The sequence below is a fragment of the Candidatus Zixiibacteriota bacterium genome, from assembly GCA_040752595.1.
Classification (GTDB): Bacteria; Zixibacteria; MSB-5A5; order WJJR01; family WJJR01; genus JACQFV01.
This window is the reverse complement of the sequence record JBFMGX010000036.1, coordinates 1-20,323: the sequence shown is the minus strand read 5'-3', so window position 1 is coordinate 20,323 and position 20,323 is coordinate 1. Positions and strand designations below refer to the sequence as shown.

Below are 20,323 nucleotides of genomic sequence, written 5' to 3'. Positions count from 1 at the left end.
TCAGCGCGATTTGGGCTTGGCTGATGCTGTGCGCTTCCGGCCGCGGATCACCCGCAGGAGCTCCGCGGTCTTCTCTTCCAGTAGTTCGGCGGAATCGGCCTCAACATTAAGCCGCAACAGCGGTTCGGTGTTGGAGGGGCGGGCATTGAACCACCAGTCTTCATAGGTCACGGTCAGTCCATCGGTGCGGTCGATCACCCGGTCAGGAAAGGCCGCACTGATTCTCTCCAGCGTCTTGGGGATGCTGGCGACCTTCGTGTTGATCTCGCCGGAGCGGACGTACGGGTCAACGGAGCGCACGAGCTCCGAGAGAGGGGCTTGGGATTCAGACAGGACCTCCATGGCCATCAACATGGCGATCAGCCCGGAGTCGGCATACCAGTTTCTCTGGAAATAGAAGTGTCCGGAATGTTCACCGCCGAAGAGGGCGTTGTCTTTCTTCATCAGGGGCTTGATGATCGCATGACCGACCGGAGTGCGGACCGCCCGTCCGCCGGCAGCCGCGATGGCCTGAGGTACCGCCCGGGAGCAGATCAGGTTGTACAGAATCGTCGCCCCAGGGTTCTTCGCCAGGATGCTGCGAGCCACCAGCAGGGTGACGATGTCGCCTCCCAGGGCCCGACCCTGCTCATCGACCAGGAACATCCGATCGGCGTCACCGTCGAAGGCGACACCGAAGTCCGCCTTCTCCACCAGGATGCGTTGTTGCAGATCCTTGAGATTCTCCGGCTCGATCGGATTGGGTGGATGATTCGGAAAACTGCCATCGGGGTCGAAGTACATGGGAATCAGACGGCAAGGGAGATGCTCAAAGACAAGGGGTAGCACCGTTCCCGCCATGCCGTTGCCCGCATCGACGACGACCGTGAAGTTCCGCAGTTTGGTTACGTCGACAAACGAGAGAACGTGTTCGGCGAAGGCGGGGAGGATCGACTGGCCCTCGCGTGAGCCGGGAGCTTCCGCGGCGTCGAAATCGCCGAGGGCGATCGTCTCCTGCATCCGCGCGATGCCATCGGCGCGCGACAACGGCTCCGCGTTCTTGCGGCACAGCTTGAAACCGTTGTATTCGGGCGGGTTGTGCGAGGCGGTGACCATAATGCCGCCATCGGTCGCCAGATGTCCGACCGTGAAGTACAGGGCATCGGTCGGGACCTGTCCGACATCGATCACGCGGCGGCCGCTGTCGACGAGACCATCACACAGGGCCGACGTCAGTTCATCGGATGACAGCCGCATGTCGCGTCCGACGGCCACGGCCGACCCCGGCACCTCGTGCGCGAAGGCCCGGCCGACGCGGTAGGCGACATCGGCGTTGATCTGTTCGGGCGTGATGCCCCTTATGTCGTAACTCTTGAAGATATCGGGATCGACCGGTGTTCCCACCGGGGCGCGCTTCTTCACGGTTTGCATCAGTTCGTCGCTCCATCTGCCCGGGCATCCGACCCCGGCAAGTCCTCAAAATCGTCAGTCGACGGGGGAGAAATCAAAGACTATTGCGATTTTTCGCGCCGACGGGGCCGCGCCTTGACCCTCGCCGCTTTTCGGGCGACCTTGGCGGCGGTCGGTGTCACCGATCGGGATCATGTCATGGCGGCCGTGGAGTTCATCTCAGTAGACAAATCATTCGACGGCGTCGCGGCGCTGCTCGCGGTCAGTTTCCGGGCTGCCGAGGGGGAGTTTCTGGTGATTGTCGGACCCTCGGGATGCGGGAAATCGACGATTCTGCGTCTGATCGCCGGGCTGGAGATCCCGGATTCGGGGAGCATTCTCATTGACGGCGAGGATGTGGCGGGGCGACCGCCCAGGGCCCGTGGGTGCGCCATGGTGTTTCAGTCTTACGCATTGTATCCCCATTGGAGCGTGTTCGACAATCTGGCGTTTCCCCTGAGAATTCGCCGCGTGGGAAGGTCGGAGATTGCGCGCCGGGTGCGCGAGATCGCCGCGTCGCTGCGCCTGACCGATCAACTGGCCAAGCGTCCTAGGGCGCTCTCGGGCGGCCAGCGGCAACGCATCGCCCTGGGACGCGCCATCGCCGCCGATCCACGCATCCTTCTTTTTGATGAGCCGCTCTCGAATCTCGATGCGCCTCTGCGCGCCGAGATGCGACAAGAGATCGTCGCCCGACAGAAGGCGCTGGGCCGGACCGCGCTGTACGTCACGCATGATCAGACCGAGGCGCTGACCATGGGGGATCGGGTCCTTGTCCTGAATGGCGGGATCACGATGGGGTGCGGCACGCCGACGCAGCTCTATGATGATCCTCCGAATCGCTTTGTCGCTGCATTCCTGGGACGTCCGACGATCAACCTGCTGGCCGGTGGACTGCAGTCCGAGGGCGACGCGTTGGTGTTTGCTCCGCTGGGATCGGCTGTTCCCCCGGAGTTGACGGCGAAGCTCGGATCGAGTGATTCGCGCCATGTGGAAGTGGGCATCCGTCCCGAGCACGTTCGACTCGTCAGCGTGGCCCCCGAATCGCCATGGCGGGTTCTCGCGCACGAGTTCCTCGGTGACCGGACGCACTACAGCGTAGGCGATGGTCGCTTCACGCTGACGGCGACCGGCAGCCGGGAGGCCGTTATTCCCATCGACACACCGGTTCGACTCGACATAGCGCGCGGGCGCATGTTGTTCTTTGATCCCGTCGACGGGCGACGGTTGGCGTGATGTTTTTGGTGGGCGAAGAGCACCCACCCTTGAATCTCCCGATGCCGGAACTCCCCGAAGTCGAAACCGTCGTCCGGGCCTTGCGCGCGGCGGCCACCGGAGCGCGGATCGAAGGGATTGTCCATGCCTCCCGTCGTGTCGCGCTCGGCAATCGTCCCGGCTGGCGACGACAGATCGTCGCGCGGACAATCGCAGCGGTCTCGCGTCGCGGCAAGTACATCATCATCCGAATGACCGGCGGATGCCACCTGGTCATTCACCTGCGTATGACCGGGCATCTGCGATTGCGTTCGAACCGGATCGGTCGTGGCCCGCACGACCGGCTGATCCTGACGCTGCGTGGCCCCGGTTCACGGAGATCACGGCAACTGGTGCTGGTTGACACCCGGCAGTTTGCCCGTGCCGACTACTGTCCCCCGGGAGGACTGTTGCAGCACCAAGGTCTGTCGAGACTGGGACCGGAGGCGACCGACATCGGCGACGAGGAGCTCCACGGCATCGCGGCGCGTTCACGGCGCTCGATCAAGGCGCTTCTTCTCGATCAACATGTGATGGCGGGGTTGGGGAACATCTATGCAGACGAGGCACTCTTTGCCGCCGGGATACACCCCGCCGCGTTGTGCCATCGGCTGGGCCGAACGCGCCTGATCCGGCTGCGGACTGAGATGGAGCGGATTCTGGCCGCGGCGATTGCGGCCTGCGGGACGACATTCGACACATTCTCCGATCTGACGGGGCAGGCGGGGGGATTTGCGCCGAAGCTCATGGTCTATGGGCGGACGGGTGAGCCGTGCCGAGTCTGTGGCCATTCGATCAAGCGCATGGTCATCGTCGGCCGGGGGACGCACTACTGTCCGGGGTGCCAGCGCAGATAGGCACTTGCGTCATCGTGTCCTGACCGCTGGGAAAACAAGGGGCTTAAGGGCGTGTTGAAAAAGCCACCGTTTCCGTGGCGCCGGGTGCCCACACCCGGCGCAAGTGGCTGTACATCAACGGTCGGGTGTGGGCATCCGACCGCACATGTGCGGAATTGGGAGGTTCTTCAACAAGCCCTTAAGCCCCTTGTCCTCTTACGGGGGAGGTGTTCCCGTAATGACCTCCACAGAAGACCGGCCCCGTAAACGCGCACGGGGCCGTTGTCGTCTCGACTCTGTCTCGCGCCGGTCAACCGGCGGAGAAGGTGACCATCAGCCGGGCACCGGGACGGATCGTGATCGAGAAGGGGGTCTCCGCAATCCCGTAGACGTAGAACGTCCCGGTCTCAAGCAGATCGAGGACGCCCGGACTGAGTTCCGGCATGTAATCGGCCGATTCCGTGAAGGTGATCTGGACGCTGTCGTTGCCGGGGATGAGAATTCCGCTGAGCACGCGGAAGGCGCTGTCGCGGACTTCCTGCGGCGTCGTGTACTCCCGCGCGGCAAAGAAGACTTCGCCGTAGGCCGAGTCTTCGAGGTTGTTGAGAATCGTCGCTTCGAACTTCACATCGACGATGTTCTGGATGTCCTCTTCGTGGTCCTTCCAGGTGTCGTTGTCGGTCAGATCAATGTACGCCGAATTCAATGCCTGATGCGTCGACACAATGGCATTGTCGATGTTGAGAACGATGATGAACTGGCCGGAGACGATGCAACCGGTGACGATGACCGCCAGAACCGCCGGCAGAGCGGAGAGGCGGATGATCCCTGGTCTTGTCTTCATGATTCCCTCCGCCTATCGGATGCCGAAGTAGTAGTTCAGACCGCCACGAATGTGTGCCCACTTGCGGGAACCGCCGCCGTCGAGAGGCAGGACCTCACCGGAGGCACGGATGTCGATGCCGAGCGATCCGGCGCCGATTTCCAGCCCCATGCCGGCACACCAGCCGATGTGCGAGTCGCTGAAGTCGCGGAAGTCGTTCTTCTCATTGTAGTACTTGGCACCGGCGAATGGGAAAAACCGGAACCCGGTAACCGGTCCAGCGGCGCCGAGGATCAGGTTGACGCCGACCGACGTGAACTTCGAGCCGTCGAATGTCTCACCGGGGGCATCATCGATCTCCCAATCGCCGTTCTTGAAATAGATGAAGTTGGGTTCGATCCCGAGCATTCCACCGATGGAGAGCCGCAGGTGGGCGCCATACAGGGTCCCGCGCGTGGCATCGTCCTGAACCAGCGGGATCGTGACACCGCCGAACCCACCCACGCCCCATCCGGTCGCATTGGCGACGCCAGCCGTTCCCAGGATCAAGACGGCTACCGTCGCGATCATCCTCGCCTGTTTCATTCCCGCTCCTTTGCGTGTTGGCTGAAAGCAGACCTTCCCATTCCCAATGAGGACAGGGAGGTGGAAAGCGTCAATGGAAAAAAGACGCGGTGAGATGTCTCCGCGCTCGCCGCGCGCGTAGAGCCGCCGCCCGTGCGGCCGGTATCGGAGGTCGATATTGCCTTAGATGGGGACCTGGCTGGCCAGGCAGTGGGGACAGAGGACATGTCGCGCGGGTCGAACTGACCAGGAGGTCCCCTGTAAGTCCCGGTGTGCTCGATCTTCCCAGCCGCCGCGGACGCGAAGCCGTCCGCACATCGGGCAGGATGCCGGTGATTCCGCTGCGCCCGATGGTGTCCACGGTGATGGCCAAATCGAGTCGAAGAACAGGGCGCGACCGATTTCCCCGGCCATCGCTTCCAGGATCGCGATGCGCGCAGGATGGAAGTGGTGGGGCCGGGGATCGGCGCAGTGAATCAGACCGAGTGGGAATCCGGCGCCACGAACCGGAACCAACGCCATCGAGGCGAAATCGGGATCGGGGCAGAACAGGTGCGCGGGCTGATCGGGAAGGTGACTGTGCGCGAATCGGAGTTCAGCGGCGGTGCCGAAGACCAGCGAACCGCTGGGAGTCCTCCCGGGGCACTCCGGATCGACCGTCTCCGTCAGGACTTGGGTGCACAGACACCGGTCGCGGGAGAGACTGAGGAGATTGCGACGTGAGCAGAAGTGCTCCGGGAATCCGAGATCGACCTCGAAGGGCGCGTGCCCTTCCTGATCGATGAGTCGAATGGCGACGGCCCGGCATTGCACGCATTGGCGCACGACATCAATGACTGCACCCAAACCGGACCGGCAACGAAGGTCGGCCGACTGCATGGTCACGGCGAGCCGGGCTCTGATGTCGTGCAACTGAAGGGCGGCTCCCGGGGTGTGCGTCACGCGGGAAACGCGATCATCGGCTGCGTCGAACTCAGTTTCCCGCACCGGCCATGGCGCTGTCGCGATCTCTGTCGGCATCTACATGTTATGTCGGCAACGAAGTGCGGCTTTGATTAGCCGAACTGCGACACCCAGCGAGGATTCCGTCGATTTGGGGGATCGTCAGGTCGTAGCGGTGGCGAAGACATCGAAGTCGATGTCGACAAGGCCCTGCAAGACAGCGACATAGGTGTCCACGAGCCGGGTCAGCGCCTGTGCGTTGCCTGCAGGGGCGACTGCGAGAAGCTCGGGTAAATGGGCGCGACCCCGTCGGAGGTGGTCTCTGGCTCGCTCCGCCTCATACCGGGCCAGTTGTCGGTACGATTCGGTCGCCGCGTTGGCGGCGCGCATGCGATGCAGATCGGCAACCGACAGGCCGAATCGTCGGAGGTCATCTTGTGGGAGATACACCAGGCCGCTGCCGCCTTGTGTCAGATCGGTGGCGACATCGCGCAGGATGTGGACCCAGTAACAGAAGATGGCCAGGTCCTCAGCGGCGTCGACGACGCGCTCGTAGGGCCAGGGGGAGCGAAAGCGGCCATCGGTGTGATCGATCTGCGGCTGCATGAGCACCAGGTGCATGAATACGACGGCCGGTGCCACCGAGGCTCCGGCCATGTATCCGCGCAGATGGTCCCAGTCACGAAACGCCGGTGTTGTCAGGTCGCTGCGCATCGCCCGGCCGAGTTCCTCCCACGGTGTCATCGGCAATTCGAAGCGCCCGAATGTGTCAGCGAGCGCCGCCCAAATGCCCGGAGAGTCGTGCGTCCCGGATTGGGCCTGCCGGACCCGCGCCAGCCAATCATCGAGGTACCGGGCGGCCCCAGCACGTGAGGATGCGGCGATTGTGGCACGGTGCGGGATGTCATCGATGAAGTCGTCAATGACGCGCATCGAGGCATAGGTGGCGGCGAAGGCGCGGCGTGTCTCGGGCCAGGCGAACGACTGGGCCGCCGCGTACAGGTGCGGCTTGTCGCGGCCTGCAACCTCCTCGCACAGATTGTAGGCGTCGACGAGTTGCGCGTTGGTACTCACGGTCGGCATGCTGATGGGCGCACCCTCATTTGATAGCGTCCAGAATCTCCGCCGTTTCCGGGAATCGTCCGGCCACGGCCTTGGAGAAGATCAGCCGGCCGTCGACTTTGACGTCAAAAACCCCTCCGGAACCGGGAATCAACTCGGGATCGATCTGGAGCCGGTCCTTGATCTCGGCCGCCAGACTGGCAGCCCGGGGCTGATAGTTTCACTCGTTGCAGTACTTTATGGTGATCTTCTTGGCCATGCGGTTCCTCCTATGGACGTGTGACGGTTCAACCTTTCATGGTATCGGGAGGGCGAGGCTCCCGCCGAGCCGCCGTGTCCTGTCTACGAAGACGAACAACGGCTCAGCAGGAGCTTCGCCCTGCCACGCTTGGCGTCTCTTGCCTGTCACCCCGAACGAAGTGAGGGGTCTGCTGTTTTGCAGGTCCCGGTGGGGGAAAAAGCAGATGTCTCGCTTCCCTCGGCTTCGCTCGGGACAAGTCGCTCGACATGACATCACCACGCTTGCGTTCGACTACAGGTACTCATGTCTCCCGATACAGCAGCCCGGTCGAACGCTGCACGGTCGGCAGGATGAGCATCTCGGCGATGTTGACGTGCGCCGGTCGATTGGCGGCCCAGACAATGGCTTCGGCAACATCGTCGCCGGTCAACGGTGTCGTCCCTTTGTAGACCTTGGCAGCGCGCTCGCGGTCGCCGTGAAAGCGGACCAGACTGAACTCCGTCTCCACCATCCCCGGATCGATCGATGTCACACGGATCGGCGTCCCAAACAGATCGAGCATCATCCCCTTGGTCAGTGCCCGGACGGCGAACTTGGTGGCACAATAGACATTGCCGTTGGGATAGACTTCGTGCCCGGCGATCGAGCCGAGGTTGATCACGTGCCCGCTGCCGCGCTTGACCATCCAGGGAATCACCGCGCGGCTGACCGCCAGGAGCCCCCGGATGTTCACGTCGATCATCTCATCCCAATCGTCCGGATTCCCTCCGTGCAACTTGTCCAACCCGCGCGACAGGCCGCCGTTGTTGACCAGGATATCGATGCCGCGCCAATTGTCCGGTAGCTTGTCCAGCTCGCTTCCGACCGACTTGTGCTGCCGCAAATCGAGACGCAAGCAGATGGCCTCCGTGTCGTGGGACTGTTTCAATTCCTCGGCGAGTCCCTGTAATCGATCCATGCGTCTTGCGGCCAGGATCAGACGCGCTCCCTCGCGCGCGAAGGCATGTGCGGTCGCCGCACCGATGCCCGCCGAGGCGCCGGTAATGAGGATGGTCTTGTCTTTGAGCGGTGTCATTGTCTGGGCGCTCCCGAATCTGTGCTCTACTCCAACTTCCCCACGGTGGCCAAGATGTGGTTCTCGGTGCTGAAGTGGTTCTTGGCCACGCGCAGCACATCCGGGACCGTCACTTGGCGCACATGCTCGGCCATGTAGTCGCTGTCGTCGTAGCCGCGACCGAGAAACTCATCGACGCCCATATAATACGCCTGATTGACGCGCGACAGCCGCGCCGTCAGCGATGACCCCCACAGCGTGTTCTGTGCGGTCTCCAGCTCGGCGGTGCTGACCGGCTCAGTTTGCAGGCGGCGAATCTGTGCCACAATCCCGGCTTGAGCAGAGTCGTAGTTGGCTTTCCCTGTGCCCATCGTGCAGACATACCAGCCGAAGTCGCGATCGAAGCCGACGGCGGCGCCCACGGAGTACGCCCACCCCTTCTTTTCCCGCAGTTCATCCCCCAGGCGGGCCGAGAGAATCTGAGCCGCGACCATGATCGCCGCGGCATCCGGATCGGCCGCGCCCGGCAGGGGGCCGCCCATGTAGATGTAAACCTGCTCCTTCTGCATCGGTTTGTGCTGCTTGACGACACCGGTCGGCGGTGTCGGCGCGGGAATGCCGCTGATGGATGGCGGTGTCCCCGCCGGGAGCCGGCCAAATGTCGAGTCCAGGAGTGCGAACGCGGCGGTGGGAGTCAGGTTGGTTGCGCATGTCAAAAGGATGTTCGCCGGTGCGTACAGAGTGCCGCGATGCTGCTGCAAGTCCTCGGAAGTGAACGTGCCGACCGTCTGCGGGGAGCCGAGGATCGTGTGCCCATACGGGCCATCGCCAAACAACGTCTTGTAGAACAACGCCCGGCAGCTCTGGCCGGTCGACCCCTGTTCCATGCCCAGAATCCCCATCACCTGGCGCTTGGTCAGTTCGACTTCTTCGGGCGGGAACGATGCATGTCCGACGAGGTCGGCCAGCAACGCCGCCCCCTTGGCGGCGTAATCATCGATCGTGGCAAACTTGATGAAAGTGAACTGCGGCGTCGTGTAGCGGTCATCGTACGGGATGTACGGGTTGTCGTTCGTGGTCAACTCCGCGCCGATGGCGGTGAGCGCGCGTCCGATCTGATCCTTGCTCATCGTCGGGGTTCCGCTGACCAGCATGCGGTTGACGAAGTCCGAGATCCCCGTCTCCCCTTCCGGCTCCAACGCCGACCGATACTGGCCCAGGATGTTGACGGCGAAGACACGCGAGTCGGGATTGCTCTTCACGATGGCGGTCAGGCCGTTGCCCAATACGCGTTTCTCGTAGATCGAGCGTTGTGATGGTTTCTGTGCGTCCGTTCTGGCGGCGGTCGTGTCCGGCGGCGTCACGATGGTGATCACCGAGTTGTCGCCGGTGAGGTGCTTGGCGGCGGCCTGCTGCAGCGCCGCTGGCGTGACCTGGGCCATGCGCGTGGGCAACTGGTCCATGAAATCATAGCCCGTGACCGCCAGCATCGGTGCCTTCATGATCGCGTAGTAGTGCAGTTTCTCCCGCAGGAAGACGTCCTCGACCACCAGACGGGTCGTCAACACGTGGATATCATCGGCTGTGATGGCGAACTGCGGGAGACGGCGCATGGTCTCATCGATTGCGGAGACGATGCGGTCGGCATTGGCCGGTTGGTCGGTGGCGACGCTGATGCGCAGCGCCGAGAACTCGGCTTGTGTCTCCAAGGCGGTACTGACGCTGGTCGCCGGCGCATCTTTCCCCTCGACGAGGGCCTTTTGCAGGGGCGAGAGCGTCCGGTCATTGAGGATTTCGGTCCAGAGTGCCAGAGGACAGTAGGCCGGATCGGAATAGACCGGGAGCCGCAGGTGCACGTCGACCCGCGTTTCGCCGACATCGGCGGTCGTGCGCTGGACGGTGCGTCCCACGATCGGCGGGACGGTGATCGCCGCCCGCGGCGGAATCTGTCGAGCCGGGTGTTGACCGTATGTCTGCTCCAACAGCGTCTGCATCGCCGGGGTGTCGAAGTCGCCGATCACCAGAAGGATCATGTTCCCCGGCTGGTAGTACGTATGGTAATAGTCGATCACTTCCGCGCGGGGAATGGTGGCGATGAGATTCTCGTAGCCGATCACCGGACGGGCGTAGGGACTGCCGGCGTAGGCCCAGCGGTCGTAGAACGCCTCCACGATGTTGTCGGGGGAGTCGTTGTCCTTGCGCATCTCCTCGATGACGATGTTGCGTTCCTTGGGAAAGCGGTCTTCCGGAAAGATCGAATGGAACAGCATGTCCTGCTGGATGTCGAGCGCCTCGGCGATGTACTCGGCCGGGATTAGCGACATGTAGGCGGTCACCTCCTTGCGCGTGAAGGCGTTGATGTAGCCGCCGAGGTTCTTGATGCGGTCGGAGATCTCCTCCTGGGTGCGGCGCGCGGTACCGTCGAACAACAGGTGCTCGAGGAAATGCGTGACGCCGTTGTTGAATTCGGTCTCATACTTCGCACCGGAGCGCACGAAGACGATCGAAGCGATCATCGGGCTGGAGTGGTTCTCCTTGAGGATCACTTCCAGTCCGTTGGGCATGCGGTAGCCGGTGGTCGGCGCTACCGGCGGACTGGTCGCCATCGTTGGGATTGTCCATATCGATCCCACGAGCATTGCCAGCGACACCCACAAGCCCCTCACACGGTGACAGACATTCGGCATTGGTCCTCCTTGGGAAGCATCGGGTCCCAATTAGCAGGGAAGGAATATACGCCGGGACGGCGGGTCGTTGAAGCGCTTTGACGGACGGGGAACGCGATTCTATAGACCCTCTTGACCAAGCGCCAGTTCATTGTCAGATAAGCAGTTGGGGTCCGTCCCAAGCGGCTCGCGGTCGACTGCGGTAGGCCGGTGTGGCCGCTCGGCCATCGGGCCTAAAGGTTTGACAATGTGGGAATCGGTCGTATATTGCGCGTCTGTTTTTCCGGCAGAAGCGACCGTGGAGCCGCCAGCCGGAAGCGTCTCACTCTACAAGAGTTGAAGGAAGACAGGATACGGCGATGGCACGAGGACAAGCCTGGAAGATCGGTCTGACGGCGTTTCTCATGGTGGGGTCGCTCTGGTACATGTACCCCACCATTCGTTTCTGGCAGATGGCTCCGTCGGAACGTGACGAGATGGCCCGGTACGACCCGAAGGGATGGGTCAATCTTCAGAAGAAGGTCATGAAGCTGGGGCTCGACCTCAAGGGCGGCATGCGCGTTGTCCTCCAGGTCGATCGCTCGAAGTTGAACCCCGATGAGGCGAAGGACGCGGTCGATCGGGCCAAAGAGATCCTGCGCAACCGGGTCGACCAATTCGGCGTGACAGAGCCGGTGATCCAAGTGCAGGGGCAGGATCGGATTGTCGTCGAGTTGCCGGGGATCAGTGATGTCGAGCGCGCCCAGGAGCTGATCGGGCGCACCGCCCAACTCGAGTTCAAACTCACCGAGTCGCCGGAGCAGGCGCAGTTGATTCTGGATCGTATCGACCGCACGCTGGAGGCCGCTGCCGGTGTCGACACGACAACGGAGCCCGCTCTCATGACCGATACGGCGGGGGAGAAAAAGGATGTCCTCGAGGAGCTCTTCAAGGCCGACACGACCCGTAAGAGCACCGAGTCACCTCAGACCGCGGAGGCCGGGAAGGACACCGGCGAGATCCTGCCGCCGCAGATTCCCAGGGAGAGTCCGCTGAGTTCCCTGTTGGACCCGGCGGGCGGGATGGGGTGGACCGTCCTGAAGGATGAAGTGCCGCTGGTGCAGAACATTCTCGCCCGCTCCGACGTCACCAAGCTGATTCCGCCCGACGTCGAGTTTGCGTGGGGAACCCGGACGTCTTACATGGGCGGCAGTGAGGTGGAGCATCTCTACATCCTCAAACGCCAGGTGGAGATGTCGGGGAAATACCTCACCGATGCCAAGCCGTCGTTCGACCAGTTCCGCAAGCCGATCGTCAACTTCCAATTGACACGTGAAGGGGGGCGAATCTTCGCCCGGGTCACCGGCGCCAATCTCAAGAAGCCGTTGGCGATCGTCCTCGACGGACGGGTCGAATCGGCCCCCGAGATTCAGTCGCGGATTCAGGATCGCGGTCAGATCACGATGGGGACCGGTTCATCCTACGAAGACGCCAACGACCTGTCGATCGTGTTGCGGGCGGGAGCGTTGCCGGCACCGGTCACGATCATCGAGAACAATGTCATCGGGCCCTCGCTGGGGCAGGACTCGATCAACCGCGGCATGTCGGCCTCACTGTTCGGCCTGATCGCGGTCTTCCTGATCATGGTGGTCTACTACAAGCTCTCCGGACTGATTGCCAATCTGGGCCTGATGTTGAACGGCGTGTTTCTGCTCGGCGTGATGGCGGTCCTCCATGCCACGCTGACGATGCCGGGGATCGCGGGGTTCATCCTGTCGCTGGGAATGTCGGTCGATGCCAACGTGCTGATCTTCGAGCGCATCCGCGAGGAAATGCGGGCGGGGAAGTCGATCCGGCATTCGATCGATGCCGGGTATGCGCGCGCGATGTCGGCGATCATCGACTCGCATGTCACCACGTTGATCACCTCTCTGGCGTTGTTCATCTTCGGCACCGGGCCGGTCAAGGGATTCGCCGTGACGCTCTTCTGGGGCGTGGCGATCAGTCTGTACACCGCCGTGGTCGTGACCCGGACGGTGTTTGATTTTCGCAAGAACTACCAGACGCTGTCGATCTGACATCGTCGCGCGGGAAAGGATAGCGGGCCATGCCCATCCAGATCATTGGTGAGACGAATATCGATTTCATCGGCAAGCGCAAGATTGCGCTCACGATCTCCGCGTTGCTGGCGCTCCTGGGCGTGTTTGCGATCGTGATGATCACGATGGGCCGGGCCAATCTCGGGATTCAATTCACCGGTGGGACGATGGTCGAGGGGTACTTCGCGCAGGCCGTCGACATCGGGGATCTGCGGGAGGCGTTGTCGCGGGGCGGCATTTCCGACGTGGAGATCGTGCAGATCACAGGGCGGCCCCAGCCGCACACGTTTCTGATCCGTTGCAAGGCGGAGGAGGGCACGGCCCGCAAGGCCCAGACGGTGCTCGATCTGATCCGCCAGTACTTCCCCGACAACGCATTCACCATGGATTCCGTCCACGAGGTTGGACCCGCGGTCGGCAAGACCCTGCAGGCGCAGACCCGTTGGGCGGTGCTGATTTCGCTTGTGGGCATCCTCCTCTATATCACCCTGCGCTTTGATTTTCGGTTCGGCGTCGGCGCCACGATCGCCACGTTCCATGATGTGCTGGTTGTGATCGGGGTCTTCTACCTGATGAACATCGAGTTCAACATCCTCTTGATCTCCGCCATCCTGACTTTGGCGGGCTACTCGCTGACCGATAAGGTCACGGTGTACGACCGCATCCGCGAGAATCTCAAGAAGTTCCACCGTAAGGCCGATTTCGTGCCGATGATCAACCGGTCGATCAACGAGGTGTTGTCGCGCACCATCATGACCGGAACCACGGTGCTGGCGGTGCTGATCATCCTGTGGCTGGTCGGCGGCCCCGTGTTGCGTGATTTTGCGATGGCGCTGATCCTCGGGATTCTGGTCGGCACCTATTCTTCGATCTTCGTGGCCTCGCCGATCTACGTGGAGTGGGAGAACCGCAGCCCGAAGCGCTTCCGCTCCTGATCGGGCTATGACCCCCGTTGATTTCTCTTGCCGCCGGGAATCCGGCGGGGTATAAGCGCCTGTGGAGCGGCGATTGAATGGCCGGGCCGCCCGTGAGGAAAGGAGGTCGAATGCGTAGACAGGCATTGTGTGCGGCTGTCGTGTTGTCGGGCGTAGTGTCCGCCTTGCTCGGGTCGTATTCCCAGGCGGCGACTGTCACGGTCGGGAGCCCGGGGGCGGCGGTTGTGGATATCGATTCGCTGTTGGCGATGAACCCGCTCGGAAGCGACCAGCCGTACCGTTCCGATGTGATTGCTTGGGATTCGGCGTCCAGCATGCACTTGACCCAAGTGCAAGGGGTGATGGAGAGCCATCGCCACTTGAACCATGAAGAGAATGTCTGGATCATCCGCGGCGCCGGACGGCTGACGTTGGGCACAGAGAAAATCCGCGTGATGGCGGGGCAGGTGATCCACATTCCCCGCAATACGCCGCACGCGTTTGCCAATCTGGGATCGTCACCGGCGGTCGTGATCTCGGTCTTTGCGCCGGCCTTCGACGGGAAGGACCGCGTGTACGACACCACACCGAAGACGGATGGCTCTGCGCCGGTGAAATGAGTGCTGTTGATGTTGTGGTCGCGAAGCCGCGGTTCTAGAACGACGGTGGGCGGAGCCCACCCTACAACGCGCGTAGGGTGGGCTTTGCCCACCATGCTGCTGATTCTGATTGCGCCGGCAATCGGTTCTTCCTCGGTCACCGCCCAACCCTTGCGGCGTCCGGCTCAGGCAGAGACCGCGCCGGTCGATCCTTCGCATTTCACGGTCGCACGATTGCAGTATCCCGGCGGCGGGGACTGGTACTGGGGATCGTCGGCGATTCCCAATTTGCTCGACTTCATCGATGACAACACTGACATCCTGATCGATCACGATGAAGTCCGAGTCAAGGTCTCTGATGACATGTTGTTCTTCCAGCCGTTCATCTTCAGCACGGGACACGGGAATATCCGGTTCTCCGATGATGAACTGGTCACGATGCGCCGCTATCTGACCGGCGGCGGCTTCTGGTTGATCAATGATTCGTATGGGATGGATGCGGCGGTGCGTCGCGAACTCAAGCGCATCTTCCCCGATCGCGAATTGGTGGAACTCCCCTATTCGCATCCGATCTACCAGACGCCCTATCAGTTTCCCGATGGTCCGCCGAAGATCCACCTCCATGACGGCAAACCGGCGCGCGGGTATGCGATTCTCGATGGCGATCGCGTCGTGGTCTACTATGTGGTCGAGTGCGACATTGGCGACGGCTGGGAAGATCCGCAAGTCCACAAAGACCCACCGGAAAAGCGCCTGGCCGCCCTGCGCATGGGAACCAACATCGCCGTGTATGCGCTGACGCATTGAAAAGGGAGGGCGGCCACATCGGGCCGCCCCTACAAGACAAAGCGTGATTCCGTAGGGGCAGGCCTGTGTGCCTGCCCAATTGTCTGGACACAGCAGGGGGTATCCATGCAGATCACGTTTGTCAGCCTCTTGGTCAATGATCAAGAAGCGGCGCTGCGTTTCTACACGACCATGCTGGGATTCGTCAAGATGGCCGATATCCCGATGGGTGAATACCGATGGCTGACGGTCTCGTCGCCGGAAGGTATCGCGGGTGCCGAGCTGGTCCTGGAGCCGTCGGCTTTCCCTCCGGCACAGGTCTATCAGAAGGCGCTGTATGATGCCGGGATTCCGGCGACCGCGTTCATCACCAGCGACATCCAGGCCGAGTACCGGGGTCTGAAGGAACGTGGTGTCCGTTTCCGGGGGGAGCCACAGAGCATGGGTCCCGTCACCTTGGTGCTCTTTGAGGACACCTGCGGGAATCTCATCAGTCTGGTTCAGCCAGACTGAGACATCGATGTCCCTCCCGCCCTTCGGGTGGGGCACAGAAGTACAATGCCGAAAACGAGATCAGGCGGCAGATTTCGGTGCCGTCGATTGCGCGGTTTCTGCGTAGAAAGTGTTGAGTTGTCGCGGCCAGCTGGCCGCTTGTACGTATCTGCAGTCACCTGAGCCGTTTCGAGGAGCCGACAGACGATGACACCGATGCCGGGTTTGGATGCGCTGTTGACACGGTTGCGGCGAATGCGCCGTACAGCGATTGCCTTTGAGTGGCTGACACACCTGGGCTGGGTCGTCGCCCTGGCTTCGGTCGTGTTCGTGCTCCTGGCGCTGACGGCGGCGGTCCTGATTCCGCCGTCGGCGATCCGTGTCACCGTTGTTGTCGGTTTTCTGGGTTGTATCGCCGCTCTGATTCTCTGGGCGGCGGCGAAAGCGACAATCTGGTCGCCACGGCATGAGCGGCTGGCGCTGGTCGTTGAAAAGCAGCATCCCGAATTGGCCAACCGGCTCATCGCCTCCCTGCAATTGGCCGACCGGGTGCGCTCCAATCCTGAGCAGTACTCGCTGGCGTTGATCGATTTGACCATCCGTCAGGCGACACAGATGGGCGACGCCATCGATTTCGCGGCGGCTTTGGATCGGTCCCGCCTACGCCGTTCGGCGCGTTGGGCGGGAGTCAGTCTGGGTGCGGCGCTGCTGTTGGCGATCCTGTTTCCCGGCTTGGCACAACGGTCATGGGAGGCATACTCCCGTCCACTGACCGATTACTCGGCACCGATCCCGTACACGCTGACCGTGGAGCCGGGATCAGCCGAAGCGGTCAAGTTCGATGATTTCCGTATCGCGGCGCGGGTGACCGGCACCGATCTGCCGCACGACGTTCGCATCCTGCAGCGTTCCGAGGGCGGTCAGTGGCGGACATATGGCCCGCTGACTGCGGCGGTTTCGGAGACTCCCACCGGCGCGAGTGCGCCTTCGTTCCGCGAGTTCCGCCACACGATCCCCCAGGTGAAGCGCGACTTCGAGTACTATGTGATCGCCGGTGAGCGGACATCACCGGTATACACGGTCACAGCGGTTGATCGACCACGCGTCAACCGACTGCGTCTGGAGATCTTTCCTCCCGCCTACACGGGATTGGCCGCCAGCGCCATCGATGAGAATGACGGGGCGGTCACGGCCCCCGTTGGGACAACGGTCAAGATGCGCGTCGAGTCGAACCGCGATTTGAGTTCAGCGCAGATCGTCTTCTCCGGCAGCGCCGCGCGGCCGATGGAGGTGCGCGGGATGTCGGCAACGGCCGAGCTCAAAGTGGAGCAGAACCGCTCCTACCATCTGGCCTTGGTCGATGAATCCGGGCGCACCAATCCGCATCCGATCGAGTACATGATCACGGCGATTCCCGATCGCGACCCGGCGGTCGAGATCGTCCTGCCGGGGCACAACAGCGACCTGAACGACAACATGGCGGTCAATCTCAAGATCGTCGCGCGCGACGACTATGGGTTCTCGCGGCTGACGTTGCACACGCGGTGGGTCTCGGAGGGGCGCGAACGCGCGGTGCGGGACTTCGCGATTCCCAACAGCCGGGTGCAGGGGGAACGGTTGGAGTCGGCGTACTTCTGGGATCTGGCGGGATGGGGATTGATGCCGGAGGATGTCGTCTACTATTACGTGGAGGTCGCCGACAACGATGCGATCGCCGGGCCCAAGACCGCCTCGAGCAAGATGTTCGCCGTGCGGCTCCCCTCGCTCGATGAGATGATGGCCGAGTTCGAGGCCGAGCGTGAGGCCGACATCAATACCCTCGACCGGGTGATGGAAGGCGAGCGGGAGATGGCGCGCCGGATCGAGGAGTTGCGCCGCGAGTTGGCCGCCAAGCCCGAGGTCGACTGGGACAAACAGCAGAAGCTCGGCGATTTGGCCCATCAGGGGCAGGAATTGGAAAAGCAACTCGATCAGATCGCACAGAACATGCAGAAGCAGGTCGCCGAGGCGCAGCAGAAAAAGCTGGCCTCCATCGAAATGATCCAGAAGATGATGGAGGCGCAGCAGCTCTTCAATGAAGTCGCCACCGACGAGATGAAGGAGGCAATGCGCAAGCTGGCGGAGGCGATGCAGAAGCTCGATCCCAAGGAGATCGAGCAGGCGCTGGCGAACATGAATCTCTCACAGGAAGAGATGATCAAACGCCTGGATCGCACCATCGCCTACCTGAAGAAGCTGCAGGCGGAGCAGAAGGTCGATGCGATGATCAAGCGGCTGGAGCAGATGCTGGCCCAGCAGGAACAGATCAACAAAGAGGCCGCCGAGAGCAAGAAGGACGAGCTTCCCGATCTGGCCCCCACTCAGGAGAAGCTGAAGTCGGACTTTGAGCAGTTCGCCGCTGATCTGGCCGCCGCCGAGTCGCTGTTGACGACGGCGCAGATCGCCCCGCCCGAGCAGGTCTCCGAGTTCTGCCGGTCGGCGCAGAAATCCCCCGCACCGGACCAGATGGATAAGACCGCCACGAGCATGAAGCAACGCAATGAGCGCGGTTCCAAAGAGGGTGGCGAGCAATGCGCCGCCTCGCTGAAAGCGCTCCTGGAACAAATGAAGAAGATGCAGGAGCAGATGGACTCGCGTCAACGCGAGGAGATGGCCAAGGAGCTGCGCGAGGCGCTCGACAAGGTGCTCTATCTGTCGGACAAGCAGGAGGACATGATCAAGCGCACCGATGAGCTCGATCCGAATTCGCTGTCGTTGCGCGACATGGCCGCCGAGCAGGAGGCGCTGCGCACCGCCACCGATAATGTCGCCAAGCAGATGGCGGAGATGGCCAAGAAGTCGACCTGCATGTCGAGCAAGGCGGGGCAGATGCTCGATGCGGCGATGGACAAGATGCAAAGCTCGGGGCAGTGCCTCTCGGATCGTCGCGGTTCGGCGGCCGGGGGGAACCAGCGCGACGCTATGTTCAGTCTCAATCAGGTCGCCGGGCAACTGGCCGAGGGGATGGAGAAGAACTCCGGGCAGTGCAAGAACCCCGGCTCGTGCGACAACCCCGGCGGCTCCGGCGGCGAGAAGATGATGCAGTTGAGCCAGAAGCAGGGACGGTTGAACCAGCAGATGCCGGGGCCGAATGACCAGGATGGCGGCATGTCCGAATCGGAGCGGGAAACCCTCAAACGTCTCCGTGGGGAGCAGGAGGCGATCAAGCGCGGCGTCGAGGACCTCAACTCCGAGATCGGCAGCAAGGAGAAGACCCTCGGACGACTCGACAAGCTGGCGGAGGAGATGCAGAAGGTGATCGAGGACATGGAGCGCTCCGAGGTCACCAACCAGACGCTCGATCGGCAGCGGCGCATCTACACGCGCATGCTCGACTTCCAGAACTCGCTGGAACGGCAGGACTACAAAGAGGAACGCAAGGCGCAGTTCGGCACCGACATCCGTCACGCTTCGCCCGCGGTGCTGGAAGAGGCCGCCGGTCTCACCGACGAAGAATACGAACGCCTCCTGACCCGCTACCAGGAAGAGGGTTACCCCAAGGAGTACGAAGAGACGATCAAGGCGTATTTCCGCGCGCTGGTGGAGGCGCGGGGGAAATAGACAACAACCTCAACGAAGTTCGATGAAGGGGCGGCTGCAGGACTGCCCCTTGTGTTTTTGGGCTTTCCCAACATGTCAGAGAGGTGGGAATACTCTGCTGTCCTACGGGTAGTGTTCTCGTGCAAAGGCGCAGAGACCAGATCATCAAGAAATGTGTTGCGGCCCAGTTCATCGCAGTTACGCTCACGGGGTGCGGGACATCAGATGGCAGCAATTCCCCTGCACCGCTAGGCTGCCCTCTTCGCGTTCGAGTCGCGGAGGTTGACAAACCGTATCACTCGGGAGTACTTGATCCGATCATCCAATTGACAACCGTGTGGGCGTACTCCGGATGCGATTGTGAGATTGTCCTGTCTTACCGACGTCGCTCGCAGGGGACGCTGCATTGTCGCGTTTTGGGCGTTAGTTGCGACATGGTGTTCGAGGGCTGCAACCATCCTGCAGAGGGCACATTTCCCCTGCCGCAGATTCCCCTCGAGTACGACGTCACGATCTCCTATCAGGGATTCCTCGACCGCTACCACGTCCACATTGACGACACGCTGATCCGCCTCACCCCTTTGGAGCGGCACTTCACCATTCTGACTGACTCCGTTTACCATCGCGGGCACTGACCGGATTTCACTCCGACCGCATCTGAACTTCGTGAGCCACACACAGGCTGTTTGTGCGCGTGTGGCAGTCGACAGGGCATGCACAAGGGGCCCGATCCCAAGGGATCGGGCCCTTTGTGCATGGCACCCTGTGCGTGTCGTGATGCCTCATGAGAAAAGGTAACCGAAGGTGAGTGGGGTTTGCGGGGTTGGGTTCATGCTTCATGTGACCGGAGTTGATGAAAGAGAGAGCGGAGCCTGTGGTCAATCTCCTTTTTCAGTTGGAAGGGATTGAGCGTTTGGTGAACGGCGGCGAGTGTCTGTTTGGCGCTCGGGGAGAGGTGCGGGGAAGCGAGCAGGCGGCGATAGGGGGTTGTGGGGACATCGTATG

General features: G+C 62.1%; 17 protein-coding genes. 9 read left to right on the top strand and 8 right to left on the bottom strand.

Annotated elements, in window-relative coordinates:
- Complete coding sequence (locus tag AB1792_09275) at nt 1-1,401, bottom strand: phosphomannomutase/phosphoglucomutase (protein ID MEW5702406.1); 1,401 nt, start codon at nt 1,399-1,401, stop codon at nt 1-3.
- A gap of 123 nt (nt 1,402-1,524) precedes the next feature.
- Between AB1792_09275 and AB1792_09270 the strand changes: the two genes are divergently transcribed.
- Entirely contained in the window at nt 1,525-2,664 is a 1,140-nt protein-coding gene (locus AB1792_09270; GenBank protein ID MEW5702405.1) for an ABC transporter ATP-binding protein, read from the top strand.
- An 8-nt stretch (nt 2,665-2,672) separates the two neighbouring features.
- Nucleotides 2,673-3,539, top strand: a complete 867-nt coding sequence (gene mutM, locus AB1792_09265; protein MEW5702404.1) for a bifunctional DNA-formamidopyrimidine glycosylase/DNA-(apurinic or apyrimidinic site) lyase — start codon at nt 2,673-2,675, stop codon at nt 3,537-3,539.
- Between the two features lie 289 nt (nt 3,540-3,828).
- On the opposite strand, the gene AB1792_09260 is transcribed toward mutM, so the two are convergent.
- The 7 genes from AB1792_09260 to AB1792_09230 all read right to left on the bottom strand — a co-directional run bounded on the left by AB1792_09260 (nt 3,829) and on the right by AB1792_09230 (nt 10,810).
- On the bottom strand, nt 3,829-4,362 hold the full coding sequence (locus tag AB1792_09260) for a hypothetical protein (protein MEW5702403.1): 534 nt from the start codon (nt 4,360-4,362) through the stop codon (nt 3,829-3,831).
- 12 nt (nt 4,363-4,374) lie between these two features.
- Nucleotides 4,375-4,926 carry a hypothetical protein gene (locus AB1792_09255; GenBank protein ID MEW5702402.1) on the bottom strand — a complete coding sequence of 184 codons (552 nt, stop codon included), beginning with the start codon at nt 4,924-4,926 and terminating at the stop codon, nt 4,375-4,377.
- Between the two features lie 162 nt (nt 4,927-5,088).
- A complete protein-coding gene (locus AB1792_09250; protein ID MEW5702401.1) occupies nt 5,089-5,925 on the bottom strand; it encodes a GAF domain-containing protein in 837 nt (278 codons plus the stop codon).
- Between the two features lie 84 nt (nt 5,926-6,009).
- Nucleotides 6,010-6,921: a squalene/phytoene synthase family protein gene (locus AB1792_09245; protein MEW5702400.1), complete on the bottom strand. Its 912-nt coding sequence runs from the start codon at nt 6,919-6,921 to the stop codon at nt 6,010-6,012.
- A gap of 25 nt (nt 6,922-6,946) precedes the next feature.
- Nucleotides 6,947-7,168: a SelT/SelW/SelH family (seleno)protein gene (locus AB1792_09240; protein MEW5702399.1), complete on the bottom strand. Its 222-nt coding sequence runs from the start codon at nt 7,166-7,168 to the stop codon at nt 6,947-6,949.
- A 283-nt stretch (nt 7,169-7,451) separates the two neighbouring features.
- Nucleotides 7,452-8,225 (bottom strand): SDR family oxidoreductase, encoded by a 774-nt coding sequence (locus tag AB1792_09235; GenBank protein MEW5702398.1) that lies wholly within the window; start codon nt 8,223-8,225, stop codon nt 7,452-7,454.
- 26 nt (nt 8,226-8,251) lie between these two features.
- On the bottom strand, nt 8,252-10,810 hold the full coding sequence (locus AB1792_09230; protein MEW5702397.1) for a pitrilysin family protein: 2,559 nt from the start codon (nt 10,808-10,810) through the stop codon (nt 8,252-8,254).
- 419 nt (nt 10,811-11,229) lie between these two features.
- Here AB1792_09230 and secD point away from each other — a divergent pair, with 419 nt between their 5' ends.
- From secD to AB1792_09195, 7 genes are all read left to right on the top strand, one after another.
- Nucleotides 11,230-12,927 (top strand): protein translocase subunit SecD, encoded by a 1,698-nt coding sequence (gene secD, locus AB1792_09225; GenBank protein MEW5702396.1) that lies wholly within the window; start codon nt 11,230-11,232, stop codon nt 12,925-12,927.
- A gap of 29 nt (nt 12,928-12,956) precedes the next feature.
- Nucleotides 12,957-13,883 (top strand): protein translocase subunit SecF, encoded by a 927-nt coding sequence (gene secF, locus AB1792_09220; GenBank protein ID MEW5702395.1) that lies wholly within the window; start codon nt 12,957-12,959, stop codon nt 13,881-13,883.
- Between the two features lie 110 nt (nt 13,884-13,993).
- Nucleotides 13,994-14,482: a cupin domain-containing protein gene (locus tag AB1792_09215; GenBank protein MEW5702394.1), complete on the top strand. Its 489-nt coding sequence runs from the start codon at nt 13,994-13,996 to the stop codon at nt 14,480-14,482.
- A gap of 93 nt (nt 14,483-14,575) precedes the next feature.
- The gene (locus AB1792_09210; protein ID MEW5702393.1) at nt 14,576-15,268 is read left to right on the top strand and encodes a DUF4159 domain-containing protein; all 693 of its coding nucleotides are present in this window, start codon (nt 14,576-14,578) and stop codon (nt 15,266-15,268) included.
- A gap of 105 nt (nt 15,269-15,373) precedes the next feature.
- Nucleotides 15,374-15,760: a VOC family protein gene (locus tag AB1792_09205; protein ID MEW5702392.1), complete on the top strand. Its 387-nt coding sequence runs from the start codon at nt 15,374-15,376 to the stop codon at nt 15,758-15,760.
- Between the two features lie 186 nt (nt 15,761-15,946).
- A complete protein-coding gene (locus AB1792_09200) occupies nt 15,947-19,339 on the top strand; it encodes a DUF4175 family protein (GenBank protein MEW5702391.1) in 3,393 nt (1,130 codons plus the stop codon).
- Nucleotides 19,340-19,752: 413 nt separating this feature from the next.
- Complete coding sequence (locus tag AB1792_09195) at nt 19,753-19,953, top strand: hypothetical protein (GenBank protein MEW5702390.1); 201 nt, start codon at nt 19,753-19,755, stop codon at nt 19,951-19,953.
- Nucleotides 19,954-20,323: the final 370 nt, after the last annotated feature.

Excerpts from the sequence above, each read along its gene's own strand:
- secD (MEW5702396.1), top strand. The coding sequence starts at position 11,230 with ATGGCACGAGGACAAGCCTGGAAGATCGGTCTGACGGCGTTTCTCATG.
- secF (MEW5702395.1), top strand. The coding sequence starts at position 12,957 with ATGCCCATCCAGATCATTGGTGAGACGAATATCGATTTCATCGGCAAG.
- AB1792_09255 (MEW5702402.1), bottom strand. The coding sequence starts at position 4,926 with ATGAAACAGGCGAGGATGATCGCGACGGTAGCCGTCTTGATCCTGGGA.
- AB1792_09235 (MEW5702398.1), bottom strand. The coding sequence starts at position 8,225 with ATGACACCGCTCAAAGACAAGACCATCCTCATTACCGGCGCCTCGGCG.
- AB1792_09230 (MEW5702397.1), bottom strand. The coding sequence starts at position 10,810 with ATGGCGACCAGTCCGCCGGTAGCGCCGACCACCGGCTACCGCATGCCC.
- AB1792_09195 (MEW5702390.1), top strand. The coding sequence starts at position 19,753 with ATGGTGTTCGAGGGCTGCAACCATCCTGCAGAGGGCACATTTCCCCTG.
- AB1792_09215 (MEW5702394.1), top strand. The coding sequence starts at position 13,994 with ATGCGTAGACAGGCATTGTGTGCGGCTGTCGTGTTGTCGGGCGTAGTG.
- AB1792_09200 (MEW5702391.1), top strand. The coding sequence starts at position 15,947 with ATGACACCGATGCCGGGTTTGGATGCGCTGTTGACACGGTTGCGGCGA.
- AB1792_09210 (MEW5702393.1), top strand. The coding sequence starts at position 14,576 with ATGCTGCTGATTCTGATTGCGCCGGCAATCGGTTCTTCCTCGGTCACC.
- AB1792_09205 (MEW5702392.1), top strand. The coding sequence starts at position 15,374 with ATGCAGATCACGTTTGTCAGCCTCTTGGTCAATGATCAAGAAGCGGCG.
- AB1792_09250 (MEW5702401.1), bottom strand. The coding sequence starts at position 5,925 with ATGCCGACAGAGATCGCGACAGCGCCATGGCCGGTGCGGGAAACTGAG.
- AB1792_09260 (MEW5702403.1), bottom strand. The coding sequence starts at position 4,362 with ATGAAGACAAGACCAGGGATCATCCGCCTCTCCGCTCTGCCGGCGGTT.